This window comes from Moorena producens PAL-8-15-08-1 (assembly GCF_001767235.1).
In the GTDB taxonomy this organism is placed as follows: Bacteria; Cyanobacteriota; Cyanobacteriia; order Cyanobacteriales; family Coleofasciculaceae; genus Moorena; species Moorena producens_A.
Genome location: NZ_CP017599.1, coordinates 5,217,319 through 5,234,081, shown reverse-complemented (window position 1 = coordinate 5,234,081; position 16,763 = coordinate 5,217,319). Strand labels below are relative to the sequence as shown.

The following is a 16,763-nucleotide window of genomic DNA, read 5'->3' as shown; positions in this document are numbered from 1 at the left end:
TCTTGTTTGAGCTTTACCCCTCTATTTTAACTTGGTCGTGGGGCGCACTCATCAAGCAGGATTCGCATAGGCTGTCAGCATTTCCTTTGCCAATTCCAGGGCTGCGATCGCTTGCTCGCGCCTAACACTGGGAAAATGCTCTAAGAATTCGTCGAGTGGATCCCCTGCTTCGAGATAATCGAGCAAAGTTTTCATTGGCACACGAGTTCCAACAAAAACAGGGGTTCCTCCCAAGATGTCAGGGTCGCATTGAATAACACGGGCTGCGGTTTTCATGTCGGTTATTCCGTATAGTAGGAGTTCCTCTAATTTTAGCCTACCGCTAACTGCTCCGAACTTATTTAAGAGGATTTTATCTCATTACTAAATAATTAATCTAAGTAGAATTTACGATTTTTTATCATTACTAAATAATTAATCTGAGTAGAATTTACGATTTACCATTAACGATTATCCCTAGATAATTAATAAATAATTAATCTCAAATTTTCTGCTCAAGATTACTGAGTAATCAGAGCAGGATAATTATTTATTATGGCTGAAAACATGATGGCTGAAAACTCTTGGGGTGAAGAAACAGTTAATCTTAAAGGTGACTTCAGTGACGAACGTTCATCTGCTATGGATTCGGGGCTACTAGAGAGTGGGGTTAGTTCTACCAAAAAAAGCAATCCAATGTTCAAAAGAGTCGGTGGGCATCTGACCTTACTCTATGAAGAACACCTGGGGGGGCGACAAGCGCCCCGTAACCCTTGATATATATTAAATTGAGCGAATTATGGTAAAAAAAGATAGGTCAGAAATTGTCAAGACGACCTATCAATTCAAAATGCTACCAGAATTATATCAAAAACATTTAAAAAATCTCCTTTCCGAATCTCAATTATTGTTTTTTTACCTTGTAGTAATCATTGTACAAGATATCAAGGATGTTAAACTCGAAAAAATTGCTGAATCTTTACCTTTGCCTATTAAATGTAACTCAAGGCGTAAAAAGTTACAGAGATTTTTTTCATTACCAATATTTCAAATAAAAAAAATGTGGTTTCCACTTGTTAGAGAATGGCTCACTCAAAAATTTGATAAACACAAAAAAATCTATTTAGCCATCGATAGGACTAATTGGAATAACAAAAATTTATTGGTGGTTAGTATAATTTATAAAAACCGAGCAATCCCAATTTATTTTGAACTTCTTTCAAAACTTGGTTCAAGTAATTTTTTAGAGCAAAAACAAATACTATCAACTATTATAGGGCTATTTGATAGCTATCATGTTGTTATTTTGGGAGACCGAGAGTTTTGTTCAGTTAAATTGGCTGAATGGCTAGACAAACAAGGGTTTAAGTTTTGTTTAAGACTTAAAAAAAATGAGCAAATTGAATTAAAAAATCAGGGGTGGATTTCCCTGAAAAACTCGGGATTAAAACCAGGAATTTCGTTATTTTTTGAAAAGGTTAAAGTCACAAAAACTAAACAAGTATCAGGATTTAGTATTGCCTGTAAATGGAAGAAAAGTTATCGAAAGTCAGTAAGCCAAGAAGGTTGGTTTATCCTAACAAATATGAGCGAATTGTCTGAGGCAATATCAGCTTATAAAAAACGTTTTGATATTGAGGAAATGTTCCGAGATTATAAAAGCGGTGGATATAATATGGAAGGCAGTAATGTTGTCGGTAAACGCTTTATATCTTTACTTATTATAATCTCTTTTGCTTACTTTATTGCCACAATTAAAGGAGAAATAATTAATAAAAAAGGAGTTCAGGACTATGTAGCGAGAGTCAAAGAATATGGGCGATTAACTAAAAGACATAGCAGTTTTTATATTGGAATGTATGCTCAAAAATGGATTCATTTTATGGATAAATGTTGGGAATTAGTTTATGCTTTGATGCGTTTAAGTCGTCATAAGCTCGATAATTATTTACGAGGTATGAGAGCTATGAAGCTTATACAGTCTACTTTTTAGCTCTCATGTCGCCCCCCCAGGAAGAACACAAGGGTTACTTGGAAAAAACTACCTTCTTGCCCTTCCAATCCAACAACCAATTGTTGCAAGTAAGCAACAGTTTTGTGGTGATTGATGCAGTGGCAGTTCAAGATACAACTACCCTATTAAAGGATCTAGAAGAGTTAGGGTTACAGCAAGGCTCAATCTATGGTTCGGTAGTTTCCGGTGTGCTACCGATTCAAGCCCTTGACGAGATGGCTAGTTTAGAGAGCTTACAGTTTGCCAAACCAGCCTATCGTCCCATCACCAATGTCGGGCTAACCACCACTCAAGGGGATGCAGCCATGAATGCTGAAGCTGCTCGTACCCGATTTGGTGTGGATGGCAGTGGGGTTACTGTCGGAGTATTGTCTGACAGCTATAATGCTCTAGGAGGAGAATCTGATGATATCGCTAGTGGCGACCTTCCTGGTATTGGTAATCCCTTTGGTAATACGGCGACCGTGAATGTGCTGCTAGACGACCTCTCCCCCTCCAACACTGATGAAGGTCGTGGCATGCTGCAACTGATTCATGATGTGGCTCCCGGTGCTGACTTAGCTTTTCATACCGCATTTCTGGGTCAAGCGAGTTTTGCTAATGGCATTGTTGACTTAGCAAATGTCGCTGGTGCTGATGTAATTGTGGATGACGTTATTTATTTGGCTGAGCCAATGTTCCAAGATGGGATTATTGCTCAAGCAATAGATACGGTAGTAGCTGAGGGTGTTTCTTATTTCTCTTCCGCTGGTAATAATAGCCGCGATTCCTACGAAAGCGATTTTCGGCTCGGTTTGGACGACACGGCCAATAGGGGCTATCGATTCCATGATTTTGACCCATCCGACGGTGTAGATATTTTCCAACAGTTCACTTTAGACGATGGGGAGAGTATCTTACTGTCCTTTCAGTGGGATCAGCCATTTGCCTCCGCAGGAGGAGTTGGTTCCAGTAATGACTTAGATATCTTCGTCTTTGAGAGTGACGACTTGAATGCTAAAGTGCTAGAATCCGCTGTAGATTTTAATGTAGGCCGGGATGCAGTCGAGCTGTTGTTCTTCCAAAACACTACAGGAGCAACGGCTAATTTCCACTTAGCGATTGGCAAATTTGAACCGGAGGGTGGTCCAGACCCCACTCGGATCAAGTATGTTGAGTTTAGGCAGGCGGATAATATTGAGTATGCTACTAACAGCTCAACGGTATATGGTCATGCTAATGCTGCTGGTGCTGAAGCAGTGGGAGCCGCGTTTTATCAAAATACACCAGCGTTTGGTACTGACCCAGCAGTGTTAGAAAGTTTCTCTTCTGCTGGAACTACACCGATCCTATTTGATCCGGCTGGCAATCGTCTGGCAACTCCTGAAATTCGACAGAAGCCTGAAATTGTTGCTCCTGATGGCACTAACACGACTTTCTTTCCTCCGTTTCCAGGACGGGATGTTGAAGGAGACGGCTTTCCGAACTTCTTTGGTACTTCCGCTGCAGCTCCCCATGGGGCAGCAGTGGCGGCTTTGATGCTTGACGCTGTTCCAGGAACAACTCCTGAGGTGATTTACGACACTCTAGAGCGTACAGCTCTCGATATGGATGACCCATTTACTCCTGGGTTTGATGAAGGATTTGATAATGGTACTGGCTTCGGATTAATTCAGGCAGACTTGGCGATTCAGGAGTTAGTGGATACAGCAACAAACGGCTCGATTTCTGGCATCAAGTGGAACGACTTAAATGGCAATGGTGTGCGGGAGCCTGATGAACCTGGTTTGGAAGACTGGACGATTTACCTTGACCAGAACCAGAATGGTAAACTTGATACTGGTGAAACCTTCACAAAAACCGATGCTGAAGGGAACTATAGCTTCACTGACCTCAAACCAGATACCTACACTGTTGCTGAAGTGCTCTTACCAGGCTGGAAGCAAACCTTTCCTGGTGGCTCTGGCACTTACACCATTGAACTCGACCCTGGTGAGATTGTCAATAGTATTGACTTTGGTAATCAACGAGTTTCTCCAGCTATAGCAAATCCGATCTTTGGCACTCCTGAGGATGATCAGCTGACTATTTTTGAGAGTCCAGTGATTGTCTTTGCTGGTGCTGGTAATGATTTAGTCGATACCTCTGCAACCTCTGGTGGCAATCAACTGTATGGTGGCGAAGGGGACGATGAACTGTTTGCTAGTACTAACGATCGACTCTTTGGTGAAGCTGGCTTCGATATTCTTAATGCTTCAGTGGGTAGGGGAAATAATCGACTTGATGGTGGTGACAATGGTGATATTTTGATTGCTGGCACCAACGACCTATTGTTTGGTCAACAGGGTAACGATATCTTGTTTGCTGGCAATGGTGATAATTTGCTAACTGGCGGTGATGATGCAGATCAGTTTTGGATTGCGGCTGCGGCTTTTCCCAGCACTGCTAACACCATTACTGATTTTGAGTTGGATGTTGATGTACTGGTGATTAGCGGTTTAGGGGTCACCTTTGAAGATATTGCGATCGCTCAAAATCAGGATGATGTTTCAATCAGTACTTTAGGTCAAGAGTTGGCTGTCCTGAGGGGAGTTCAGGGGAGTGCTCTTGACAGCGATAATTTTATTTTCTTGTAAACAAAAGTGGTAAAGATGTAGTGATTGGTTAGACTGCATTTACTTTGTGGAGTTCTTTGAATACTTACCGAAAGACGGGGCTTCCTTGCCTCTGGCCTAAGCGCCATAGGGATTAAGAACACAAGGGCATTGATTCGCGCGTCAGTATTTTCCGGAATCCTGATTCCTTGACTGTAGTTTACAGTAGGACGCGAGGCAAGATTCACGCTAACCATAAGTAGACAGCGTAAAGTGGTTGGTGTAAACCTGTTATTAGCTTGCTTCGTCGTTGATTCAATAATTCCCTATTTCCACTGATTTCGTTATTCAGTTTGGAGGGAATACTGATGAAAATTAGAGCAATTCTCTAAACTAAACATATTGAGGAATAATGAGATGGATGAAGTGGTTAGAAAGGTGGCTGCACTAGGCTTACCTGGTGTGATACTTCTGATTGCTATGGCAACAACGGGATTCACTGGAGCAGCGGCAATCACAGCGGCTTTGGCAATGTTAGGTCCATTCGGAATGATCGGAGGCATTGCTTCTCTTGGGGTTGTGGGAATATTTGCTGATAGCTTATCGAAATTCGGACTTGAAGCGTTACTGGTTGGAATATATAAACAGCGCCAAGAAGAAGGAGAATCTAAAAGATCCCTCTGTAAAGAGATTGAAGGCTTAATTATTTCTGCTGATTTGAAACGCAAACTCAAAGAAGAATTATAGACTGTTTATAAAGTAAATATTATTGGTGGGTTACGGGGGACAGCTCTGTTAACAGGTGAGCTTTTAAACTACTTGTCACCTAACCCACCCTACGTGGCTGATTTAAGCAAAGTTTAACAAACAGTCTCTTAGGTATTTCAAAATAAGATGGGTTTCCACTGTTATTTCCACTGATGTCGTTACTCAGTTTGGAGGGAATACTGGTGAAAATTAGAGCAATTCTCTAAGCTAAACATATTGAGGAATAGTGATATGGATGAAGTGGTTAGAAAGGTGGCTGCACTAGGCTTACCTGGTGTGATACTTCTGATTACTATGGCAACAACGGGGTTAACTGGAGCAGCGGCGATCACAGCAGCTTTGGCAATGTTAGGTCCATTTGGAATGATCGGAGGCATTGGTTTTCTTGGGGTGGTGGGAATAGCTGCTGATGGCTTATCGAAATTCGGACTTGAAGCGTTACTGGTTGGAATATATAAACAGCGCCAAGAAGAAGGAGAATCTAAAGCATCTTTGTGTAAAGAGATTAAAGGCTTAATGGTTTCTCATGATTTGAAACGTAAACTTAAAGCAGAAGTTAATAATGGTAAATCTTCGGTTGATGATAGGCGGGCATCGAAGTCATCATCTTTTGATAAGATAGGTAAAAAAAAATATAAAGGTGATTTAAAACGCAAACTCAAAGCAGAAGTTAATAATGGTAAATCTTCGATTAAGTATAGGCGTAAATCGAAACAGGATATTGATGAACAGTTAGATGCAATTGATCAAATGACGGGGAGGGAGTTTGAAAAATATCTGGCTAAATTATTTAAGCAACTGGGCTACCAAGTGAGTAGCACTAAGGCAAGTGGGGATTATGGAGCCGATATGGTAATTAAAAAAGGGGATATAAAGGCTGTTGTTAAAGCCAAGAGAAAACAAGGTAGCGTAGGGATTAAGGCCGTTCAGGAAGTAACCGGGGCAATTGGCTATTATCAGGCGAACCTGGGAATAGTTATCACTAATAGTAAGTTTACAGAACCTGCAAAAAATCTGGCAGCTAGTAATCAAATTGGGCTTGTTGATAGGGATGATTTTAAAAAAATAATTAAAAAATTATATAAGTAAAAGCCTTCTGAATATAGTTGATTGGAAAAAAACACCTGCTGTTTAATTGTAGGAGCTTAAGCTGATAGCAGCTTGTAGGGTGAGCAAAAAGCGATGCAGAGGTGCGACCCGTGGCGAATTAAATTCGCCTACGGAAAACGCACCATTACGGTCTTGGGGGTTTCCCCCATGAGCGACTGCATGAAGACACAGTTTCCTTGTTTTGAGTATTCTAGATTATATTACTTTGCCCACCCTACTTTAATTGGTCTAAATGCTGAATGCTGAATGCTGAATACTTACGAAGTATAGACTGTTTATAAAGTAAATATTAAGACAGCGATTACTCTCTGAATATTGGTGGGTTACGGGGGACAGCTCTGTTAACAGGTGAGCTTTTAAACTACTTGTCACCTAACCCACCCTACGTGGCTGATTTAAGCAAAGTTTAACAAACAGTCTCTTAGGTATTTCAAAATAAGATGGGTTTCCACTGTTATTTCCACTGATGTCGTTACTCAATTTGGAGGGAATACTGGTGAAAATTAGAGCAATTCTCTAAACTAAACATATTGAGGAATAGTGAGATGGATGAAGTGGTTAGAAAGGTGGCTGCACTAGGCTTACCTGGTGTGATACTTCTGATTGCTATGGCAACAACGGGATTCACTGGAGCAGCGGCAATCACAGCGGCTTTGGCAATGTTAGGTCCATTCGGAATGATCGGAGGCATTGCTTTTCTTGGGGTGGTGGGAATAGCTGCTGATGGCTTATCGAAATTCGGACTTGAAGCGTTACTGGTTGGAATATATAAACAGCGCCAACAAGAAGGAGAATCTAAAGCATCTCTGTGTAAAGAGATTGAACGGTTAATGGTTTCTCGTGATTTGAAACGCAAACTCAAAGAAGAAGTGAATAATGGTAAATCTTCCGTTGAGGATAGGCGTGCATCGAAGTCATCATCTTTTGATAATATAGGTAAAAATAAATATAAAGGTAATTTGAAACGCAAACTTAAACCAGTTAAACCAGAAGTTAAGAATGGTAAATCTTCGGTTGAGGATAGCCGTGCATCGAAACAGGATATTGATGAACAGTTAGATGCAATTGATAAAATGACGGGGAGGGAGTTTGAAGAATTTCTGTATAAATTATTTAAGCAACTGGGCTACCAAGTGAAGCGCACTCCAGCAACTGCGGATTATGGAGCGGATCTGGTAATTACAAAAGGGGAGATAAAGGCTGTTGTTCAAGCCAAGAGACAACAAGGTAGCGTAGGGATTAAGGCCGTTCAGGAAGTAACAGGGGCAATTGGCTATTATCAGGCGAACCTGGGACTAGTTATCACTAATAGTAAGTTTACAGAAAATGCCAAAGAACTAGCAGCTAGTAATAAAATTGAGCTTTGGGATAGGGATGATTTGAAAAAAGTATTTAAAAAAGTATATAGTGCAGGGTAAATTCATCTAATTTTATTACTATTATATATAGTGTTTATGGAATTAAAAAACACTATATATGGAAAAGACATTGTCAACAAGCATGGGGAGCAGTTCAGCAAGTAAACAAGGTTTTTTTATAAGCGACTGCATCAACAAGGGACGGTTGAATCAGCTTGGGAAGTGAAGCGATCGCTAAGAATTGCTATAAGGTATAATTGTTCCGTGAGTCGCGAGTTAATCTCTGATCGGGTGATTGGTAATGGGTAATTGCTAATTGGTAGTTAACGATTACCTGTTACCGATTACCGATGACCAAAAATCCGGTGACACATTCCATATCCTTAGGCTTTAGTAGTGAAAATGTTTGGTAATATTGGACCAGCAGGCGCTAAAAATCTGTCCCTAGATTTTGAGAATATTTTTCATAAGTATCAGCTAAAAATTCAGGGAATCATTCATATTGGCGCTCATTATGGACAGGAATATGAGATTTATCAAAACTATCAGATACCTAACTTAGTTTTCTTTGAACCCCTCTCCCATAATTTTGAAATCCTTCAAGGTCATGTTGGAAATACTACTAGTAATACTAGATTGTTTCAGAAAGCCTTAGGCAACGATAACAAGAAAATAAAAATGTATGTGGAAAGGGCGAATAAGGGAATGTCATCGTCTATTTTAAAACCAAATAAACATTTAGAACAATATCCTCAAATTGTTTTTGATAGTGAAGAAATTGTGGATATGGTCAGACTTGATGATATCTTAGAGGATAAAGAAAATTATAATTTTATAGTCATTGATGTACAAGGATATGAACTAGAAGTTTTTAAAGGCAGCCAGGAAACGTTAAAAACCATTGATTATATTATTACTGAGGTTAATCGAGAGGAATTATACGAAAATTGTGCCAGAGTGGAGCAATTAGACGAATTTTTAGGAGAATTTGATTTTAAACGAGTTGAAACGAATTGGGAAGGGGAAACCTGGGGAGATGCGTTTTATCTCAAAGGGAATCTATAGCAAAGGGAAATAGGGAACAGGGAGTAGGGAGTAGGGAGTATGTTCACAATTAAAATAAAAAGGTTATATCATGTCAGGATAATTACCCTGTCTTGATGCAGTCGCTCATGGGGGAAACCCCCAAGACCGCGCTGCATCGCTTAATAAAAATCTCCCCCATCTCCCCATCTCCCCACACTTCCCACCCTCCCCACACTCTCGATTAATTATGGGTATTCAACCAGACTTGATATTAGTTGTGTACTGGACAACGAGAGGTTGCCTTAATCCCTTCAATCACCCGCTCTAGGTCTTCAGTGGTGAGATTGGAGCCAGAAGGTAGGCAAAGACCATGCTCAAATAAATCTTCTGCGATCGCACCACCAATAGAGTGACACTCAGCAAATACAGGCTGCAAATGTAATGGTTTCCATACAGGACGGGTTTCAATTTGCTTTGCAGCCAAAGCCAGGCGAACCTGCTCTCGATCTGCTCCAAAGGCATCAGGGTTAATGGTGAGGCAAGTTAACCAGCGCGTGGCTCGTCCATAGGGGGCTTCTGGCATAAATTTTATTCCTGGCAGCTCTGCCAAGGCTTCCTGGTAAATCTCGAAGTTACGCCGTCTGGCTGCTACTCTTTGATTCAAAACCCGCAATTGACCACGACCAACTCCAGCTAAAATATTGCTGAGGCGATAGTTGTAGCCAATGTGTGAGTGCTGGTAATGGGGGGCTGGGTCTCGGGCTTGGGTTGCCAGAAAACGAGCTTTGCTGACAAAATCAGGATGGTTTGAAACCAACATGCCCCCACCAGAGGTAGTAATAATTTTATTGCCATTGAAGGAGTAAATACCAATTTCCCCAAAGGTTCCCGGAGAGCGACCTTTGTAGGTGGCACCTAAGGCTTCAGCAGCGTCTTCAATCACGGGAATCTCGTAGCGATCGCAAACCTCTAAAATCGGATCAATATCAGCACTTTGACCATACAGATGAACCAAAACCAAGGCTTTAGGTAATTTACCCAGTCGAGCCCGCCAATCCAGAGCTTGCCGCAGTAAGTCGGGATCCATATTCCAGCTAGTGCGATCGCAGTCGATGAAGACTGGCTTAGCTCCCAAATAAGTAATTGCGCTAGCAGTAGCGATAAAGGTAAGGGTAGAGCAAAAGACTTCATCCCCTGATTTAACCCCAACTAGCCGTAGCGCTAGATGCAAGGCTGCTGTGCCAGAACTAACAGCAGCCGCGTGGGGAGTACCTACAACTTGGCAAAATTCTTGCTCAAAGGCATCCACATGGGGACCCACTGGTGCAATCCAATTTGTTTCAAAGGCTTCTTTAACAAATTCCAGTTCCTGATCACCCATGTGGGGTGTAGACAAAAGAATTGGTTTATTCATAGGAAAATGATGAATGTAGAATGCAGAATGTAGAATTTAGAATTTAGAATGTTTAAGGGGAAAGGTTTAAGGGAGTTTTTTTTAAATGTTAAATGTTTAAGGTGGAAATATTCATTAGCTGAAGTTGCTTAATAACTACAGGTTTGTTCATAACTATGAGGTTCACAATATTTTTTCCCTGTTCCCTGTTCCCTGTTCCCTGTTCCCTGTTCCCTTTTAGCAATTTAAATATGCCAATCTAAATGCTGAACAGCTTAATGATTACAACGATAGGCGGGGAAGAATTTCGAGTGGAGGAGTTTTTCTGGGTCAGTGTTTAATGCTTTGGCTCGTAAATCAACGAGATAACGATACTTTTCTTGATCAGTAATTAAACGTAGTGTCAGGAAGGTGTGTCTTTGCTTGGAGAAACCCGCTTTGAAATTGTAGAGACTATCTTTTGCGCCTCCTACACCACCGCCAAGGTGCAAAAATTCATTGCCGCGTTCTTTAGCCCAGAGTCGGACAAAATCTGTTTCTAAAACACTTGGAGATTGTTTGAAAAACTGGGTTTTAGTTCCACCCAGGACAGCTTGAACGATGCCACAGCATTCTGTGTAAATACCAGCGGATATGATTTGATTATCCAGTTCAACAATACAGAGGTGAAGTTGCTCTCCTAGTGTCTCTAATAGTCCGACAAAGTAATCATAGTTAAAATAATAAAACCCTGAAGCACCTACCCGATCCATAGTCTCTTGATAGACTTCAATAAATTCCTGAATGTAGTCTTTAAATGGAACCATTCTGGCTGTCATTCCAGCACGCTTACACTTATTAATCTTATTGCGATGATCTTTGCGGGTATGACTCCAGAGTTTAGACTCAGGGAGTGTTAAATCAATGGAGATTGTCTCGCCATTGAAGGTAAACGGGTTAGGGTTAAATAATTCATTAATATTATGATTAAGTATGGGATGAAGTCGCAAGAAAGCTGAACATACTCCCTTGACAGATAACACACGTTTGAATTCAGCCATTGCTGCATTAGCAAACCCTGGTGTGCTAGCAGCTGCCTCACTTAATAAAATTCCTGGATAACCATAGGGAGAGACCACATCAAATAAATCCCCTGAGTCTTGATCGCAAATGTCATCACATTTGCGCAGTAAATAAGGAACGAAGAAAATTTTATCTCCATCGGCTATTACAATTGCTTCCGGTATCCCTTGATTTCGTCTAGACTCTAGAGTAAAATAGTCGGCTATATGATAGATATCATGACGTAATTGCTTGAGGGTTTCTCCCCATAACGGGCTTAAAAAATCAATAATTTTACTATCCATACTGTTATCTAAAAAACTAATAATTAAATTTGCTACTATTTCAATACGTTATTCAAACTTCAAACACTATTGCTACACATTAATCACCCCATTACCTGATTACCTGATCATCTCATCTCCCCATCTCCCCATCTCCCCATCTCCCCATCTCCCCATCAATTAATCACCTGATTATCATCGTTTAGCAGGAATAAATTTAATTGGTATTAACAAGAGGGAGAGCTCCCCTGAAACTCACTTAAGGTAGAGTGGGTTGGGTTAACAATACCTTCGCGCTTGGTCACTTTAATAAAGGTTAGGAATAGGATTTGAAAATCAAGCCAGAGATTCCACTTATCAACGTACCAAACATCACATTTGAATTTATTTTCCCAACTAATGGTGTTGCGACCATTAACTTGTGCCCAACCCGTAATACCAGGTTTCACCTCATGGCGGCGTGCTTGTTCACAATTGTAGCGATCTAAATACTCCACCAGTAAAGGACGAGGTCCGACAAAACTCATATCCCCTTTCAGAACATTCAAAAGTTGAGGAAGTTCATCTAAACTGGTTTCCCGTAGAAATTCACCAATTGCGGTCAGGCGTTCTTCATCCGGAAGTAGATTACCATCGCCGTCGCAATCATCGGTCATGGTGCGGAATTTATAGAACTTAAAAATCCGACCATCTTTCCCCGGTCTTAGTTGGGTGAAAACAATTGGTCTTGCCATACTGAAGTAGATTGCGATCGCAATAATTAGGATAACAGGCGATAAAACAATCAGAGCGGTCGCAGCAACCAATCTGTCGGCAATCTCTTTAATTAGTTGTTGTAATTTATGGCTAGGAAAAATGTTCGTCATAGTTCACTCAAAACACATTTTTTTTATCTTATTAAATAAAAAATATAACGTTTGAACTGGGATGTGTTGCCACAATGGCTATTACTAGTCATTAAGTCTTAGGTATTAGGTATTAGGTATTAGGTATTAGGTGTAATAGCACTCCGTGTAGGAATTATAATAAGTTTTTTTCTTTGCTCCGTGCTCCCTACTCCCTACTCCCTACTCCCTACTCCCTATTCCCTATTCCCTTTGCTATAGTGATTAATAATGACTAATCATGCACACACTTAAAATCCCACGACTTGTATAACGTGGGATGATTTAATATCAAAGATATTCACTTGGAGATGGGGATATGGGGAGATCAGAAGATCGGGAAATGAAATTGATGTGTAACCGTAATCAGCGAGAATTGGTATTATCCCCCCAAAGATCGGCAGGTGGTTAACCTTAAACCTACCCTAGGGGAACGCCAAGGGCGAACAACTTTAAACTTTTAACCTTCAACCTTAAACCTTCAACCTTCAACCTCGAAACCTTCAACCTTAAACTTTAAACCTTAAACCTTCAACAAAAATTGCTTTAATTAAGCCCATCTGTTTACATAGAGTCATTGTAAACAGGCCAAAGTCCAGTGCCTAAAGGTGTCAAAATGCGATCGCTTATTGCTTCACTATACAAAGCCTCATGGAGTTCCAGAATGTTTTGTAAATCATAAGCACTCATTTGCTCCCGTCCACGTTTGCCCATAGCTAAGGCGTCTTCAGGATGGTCTAATACCCAGGTCATGGCCTGAGCGATTCCCTTGATATCCCCCACCTCAACCAAAAGACCACAGTCTCCTGCCAGCAAATCCCTAGTGCCACGGATATTAGTCCCAATCACTGGTGTTTCCAGACACAAGGACTCCATCACACTTCTAGGAAGTCCTTCTTGTTCTGAAACCAACAGTGTTGCGATGGAGGCTTGTATCAGAGTCGGAATATCCCGGCGGAAACCAAGGAAATGTACTTGATGTTTAATGCCTAGAGCTGATGCCAAGTCTTGCATTTGTTGAGTCCACTCTTCATCTCCATCTCCTGCCAATGCCAAGTGGACATCAGATCGCTCCAAACAGGCAAATGCCCTTAAAATATCCTGATGATGCTTACGAGGGATAAACTCAGCAACTGACAAAAATAGTGGATTTTCCGGTGCTATTCCCAGCTCCTCGTACACCGCCATCACATCAGCTACAGGAGTCGAATCAAAATTGTAGTATTCCAAATCAACACCGATTCCTGGCATATAACGAATCTGTTGTGGTGGCACTATATTATAGTGATTAGCTGCATCTTTATCCTCATGATTAATTACTACTAAGTAGTCAGTCCAATGTCCAGCCAATTTTTCCAATGTCAGGAACAAAGCATTTTTTAAAGGTTGTCCCCCACCATAGAAGTGAAAGCCATGAGCCGTGTAAATTACCCTGGGTTTTTCCTGCTTTCTCAAACCCCTTAGAGCATAACGAGTAATAAAAGCCGCTACTGGGGTATGTACATGAACAATATCATAGTTCTTCTGAGCAATTACTTCTTGGATAGTTCGTGGAGCCAACAGTAGATTCTGTGGATCCAAGGGATTGCGTGACCACTGGACATCCCAAACCTGGTCAAAAGCTGCCAAGCATTCCTCACAAGCCGAAACTCCCTGAGCCATAGCATCTACCCGCCAGCCTTCAAACCGAAAGTGGTGAGCCAAGGGAAGCAGGAAGCCACGGATTGTATCCGGAATAGTAGTTATGATTAAAAGTCTATTCATGATTATTTATTACTCAATACTAGTTATCTTGGTTTACAATAATTAAAATATCCATAATTAGCTATCAGGATTCATGACTGACGCAATCAGCACTATTTTTAAGCTAAAATAAGTTCATATAAGCTCTCATATTGCTCGACAACTGAGTTTATAGAAAAAGAATCAATAATTCTAGACCTTGCTGCTTTTCCTAACGCTTTCCTACCTTCATTACCCATCAAAATTAGCTCTTTCCAAGCCCTAGCCAATGCTTCTGAGTTTCTTGGGGGTACCACTCGTCCCGTATTACCCACAATCCAGGCTGAATCACCCACATCTGTTACCACACAGGGAACACAACTCGACATAGCCTCTCCAATAACTAAAGGAAAGGCTTCCCCATAAGCAGAAGCCACAGTATTAATATCGAGAGCAGCAATCAGGCGAGGAATATCACTGCGTTCTCCTAGTAAGTGGAAATGATTCGATAGTCCTAAGTCCTGAATCAACGAAGATAAAAAATTATTCTCTTGATCAACCTCTGTGCCAACCATAATAAAATGTACATCAGGAAAGTCTTTGACTAACAATGAAGCAGCCCGGATAAAATTAGGGTGATCCTTCATGGGATGATAACGACCAATCAATCCGATTAAAATCGATTGTTCAGACAAGCCTAACTCAGAACGAAAAGCTGCTCTAGCTTCAAGGGATGGTTTAAATAAAGAGGTGTCAAATCCATTCGGAATTACACAGCTGTTTTCCGAAGAATATCCCAAGGCTTCATGCTGTAATTTACTTTGATTAGATACAAAGCAAATTCCCTGGATAAATTTAGAAATAATAGCGCCACTTCTAATCAGTGATGCTGTCATTTTAGTCTCAGAGGACAAGGAATAAAGTGAATGATGAATGCTCCACAAAAGTGGAATTTTATGGGAATAAAAACTACTAGCTAATTTGGCAGCTATATTCCCGTGATACATCCACCCCTGAATTAGATCAGGCTTGAGAGTATTCACCGTATTAATTAAATTAGAGAATGCCTTTAGGGTTGGAATCTTTCCTGGTTCAAGACCAATATGAGCAACAGGTATACCCAAAGATTCAATGCGATCGCCTACCGTATCACGCCCCATTAGAGACAGTACCACTGGACTAAAGCGGTTTCGGTTGATCTTGGATAGGAGATGATATAACATCAACTCCGCACCTCCTATGGAGACTCCAGTGGTAAGGTATAGTATTTTCATAGTTTATAGTTCTTTTTCCAATAAACCTTGCTAACGAAAGATAGTAATAGACCCATAGCCGCAAAAAACCAAAAATTAGCAATTAGGTAAGCCTCTGGGTCACCAAAGGTAATAAAATCTATCCAGGTTACAGCTGTTAAAATGTAAACAAATGGCATCCAGTATATTGTATGTAGCTGATTATTAAAAATAGTTTGTAGATAACGACCAATCCAACCAAAACTCAACGATATGATAATTAGTCCGACCCAAGACATACTATAGATACCAAAGGCCAGTATACCTGGTGGGATAGCAAACTCATTGGAGCCTATGATATTTGCTGTATTCTCAAAGGATAGGGTTTCTGGGAACTCCATATTAGTCAGACGTTCCGGTATTAAGGAAAGCACCCCATAGTAGATATCCAGAAATAGCCGCATTGGATAATGATTATTAAAAGCTGCATCTAGGGAATGAACTGGAAACACAAAGTTCTCTACTAGTTCGATAATGCTAAAGCTTTCATTGGAACCACTGTCCAGAGATTGTCTAAAGCGTTCCACCACAGCAACATAGCCATCTGGCAAAGCACTTAAGCTAAAAAACAGGGTTTTGCCGTGAATCAGAAACAGAGCAGCACTAGAGACAAAAGTAAGGGTGAAAGTAAAGGAAAATTTGCCAGTTTTAAGGACATAAACTAAATAAAACCCGATAATGTATCTGACAAAAGGAATACGCCCAGCTGTTAAAGTTGCTGAAATCCAGGAAGCGACTACAGATAGCAAAAACAAACTAAATAGGATAAATTTACCTTTTTTTACGTTGCTAAAAAATACCAGGGCTGCCAATAAATAAGAGGCAAAGAATGAAAAGAACATAAAATTCTTAAAAAAAACCAGGTTGCCACTTTCAACCGTGGTTGAACGAATCAGGTGGCTTTTAGCAAGGGCTACCATAACGCCACCATACTGAGAGCCATAGATTTGAATAGATAGACAAGAAAATAGCAGCAGCAAAATAGCAAAGACAATCACAACATTGTCACTATAGCTCTTGATAGTAATCGTTTTACCAAATTTTTCAGCTGACTTAGAATAGAAACCAATAACAATCAGAACGTATCCCACAAATATAGCAATAACTGTTTGTGGGTTGTCAGTGTATAAGGTATTTCCCCAGTTCAACTCATGCCTAGCATTTTCTAGGTTAGCTGATAAGACAAATCCTGGAAAAGCATAGACAAGAAAGAAAATCAAGTTAGCCAAGGTCAGGAAATCCAACTTACCGGTTTTTTTTCGTTTTATTTCGGTAAGCAACATACATAAGATTAGTCCCAAGTAAGCTGTGGCTAACAT

General features: G+C 40.5%; 14 protein-coding genes and 1 pseudogene. 8 read left to right on the top strand and 7 right to left on the bottom strand.

The window, feature by feature from the left end:
- Positions 1 to 51: 51 nt before the first annotated feature.
- Positions 52 to 276: a DUF433 domain-containing protein gene (locus BJP34_RS19130; protein WP_070393711.1), complete on the bottom strand. Its 225-nt coding sequence runs from the start codon at positions 274 to 276 to the stop codon at positions 52 to 54.
- 258 nt (positions 277 to 534) lie between these two features.
- On the opposite strand from BJP34_RS19130, the gene BJP34_RS19125 reads away from it, so the two are divergent.
- From BJP34_RS19125 to BJP34_RS19095, 8 genes and pseudogenes are all read left to right on the top strand, one after another.
- The gene (locus BJP34_RS19125; protein WP_070393710.1) at positions 535 to 756 is read left to right on the top strand and encodes a hypothetical protein; all 222 of its coding nucleotides are present in this window, start codon (positions 535 to 537) and stop codon (positions 754 to 756) included.
- A 73-nt stretch (positions 757 to 829) separates the two neighbouring features.
- Positions 830 to 1,992: pseudogene (locus tag BJP34_RS19120) on the top strand (IS4 family transposase); the annotation flags it as partial.
- Positions 1,978 to 4,608, top strand: a complete 2,631-nt coding sequence (locus tag BJP34_RS40210) for a S8 family serine peptidase (protein WP_070393709.1) — start codon at positions 1,978 to 1,980, stop codon at positions 4,606 to 4,608. The pseudogene BJP34_RS19120 and the gene BJP34_RS40210, both read left to right, overlap by 15 nt.
- 375 nt (positions 4,609 to 4,983) lie before the next feature.
- A complete protein-coding gene (locus BJP34_RS19110; protein ID WP_070393708.1) occupies positions 4,984 to 5,313 on the top strand; it encodes a hypothetical protein in 330 nt (109 codons plus the stop codon).
- Positions 5,314 to 5,565: 252 nt separating this feature from the next.
- On the top strand, positions 5,566 to 6,423 hold the full coding sequence (locus BJP34_RS37205; protein ID WP_083305258.1) for a restriction endonuclease: 858 nt from the start codon (positions 5,566 to 5,568) through the stop codon (positions 6,421 to 6,423).
- A 93-nt stretch (positions 6,424 to 6,516) separates the two neighbouring features.
- A complete protein-coding gene (locus BJP34_RS43720; protein WP_158517308.1) occupies positions 6,517 to 6,690 on the top strand; it encodes a hypothetical protein in 174 nt (57 codons plus the stop codon).
- A 299-nt stretch (positions 6,691 to 6,989) separates the two neighbouring features.
- The gene (locus BJP34_RS46575; RefSeq protein ID WP_070393707.1) at positions 6,990 to 7,862 is read left to right on the top strand and encodes a restriction endonuclease; all 873 of its coding nucleotides are present in this window, start codon (positions 6,990 to 6,992) and stop codon (positions 7,860 to 7,862) included.
- A gap of 342 nt (positions 7,863 to 8,204) precedes the next feature.
- Positions 8,205 to 8,867 carry an FkbM family methyltransferase gene (locus tag BJP34_RS19095; RefSeq protein WP_083305257.1) on the top strand — a complete coding sequence of 221 codons (663 nt, stop codon included), beginning with the start codon at positions 8,205 to 8,207 and terminating at the stop codon, positions 8,865 to 8,867.
- Positions 8,868 to 9,099: 232 nt separating this feature from the next.
- Here BJP34_RS19095 and BJP34_RS19090 read toward each other — a convergent pair whose 3' ends face one another.
- The 6 genes from BJP34_RS19090 to BJP34_RS19065 form a co-directional block, all read right to left on the bottom strand.
- The gene (locus tag BJP34_RS19090) at positions 9,100 to 10,242 is read right to left on the bottom strand and encodes a DegT/DnrJ/EryC1/StrS family aminotransferase (RefSeq protein WP_070393706.1); all 1,143 of its coding nucleotides are present in this window, start codon (positions 10,240 to 10,242) and stop codon (positions 9,100 to 9,102) included.
- A 254-nt stretch (positions 10,243 to 10,496) separates the two neighbouring features.
- Positions 10,497 to 11,567: a peptidoglycan bridge formation glycyltransferase FemA/FemB family protein gene (locus BJP34_RS19085; RefSeq protein WP_070393705.1), complete on the bottom strand. Its 1,071-nt coding sequence runs from the start codon at positions 11,565 to 11,567 to the stop codon at positions 10,497 to 10,499.
- A gap of 206 nt (positions 11,568 to 11,773) precedes the next feature.
- Entirely contained in the window at positions 11,774 to 12,412 is a 639-nt protein-coding gene (locus tag BJP34_RS19080; protein WP_070393704.1) for a sugar transferase, read from the bottom strand.
- A gap of 582 nt (positions 12,413 to 12,994) precedes the next feature.
- Positions 12,995 to 14,194: a glycosyltransferase family 4 protein gene (locus tag BJP34_RS19075; protein ID WP_070393703.1), complete on the bottom strand. Its 1,200-nt coding sequence runs from the start codon at positions 14,192 to 14,194 to the stop codon at positions 12,995 to 12,997.
- A gap of 98 nt (positions 14,195 to 14,292) precedes the next feature.
- The gene (locus tag BJP34_RS19070) at positions 14,293 to 15,426 is read right to left on the bottom strand and encodes a glycosyltransferase family 4 protein (RefSeq protein ID WP_070393702.1); all 1,134 of its coding nucleotides are present in this window, start codon (positions 15,424 to 15,426) and stop codon (positions 14,293 to 14,295) included.
- Positions 15,423 to 16,763: a hypothetical protein gene (locus BJP34_RS19065; RefSeq protein ID WP_070393701.1), complete on the bottom strand. Its 1,341-nt coding sequence runs from the start codon at positions 16,761 to 16,763 to the stop codon at positions 15,423 to 15,425. Before BJP34_RS19065 ends, BJP34_RS19070 begins: the two co-directional genes overlap by 4 nt.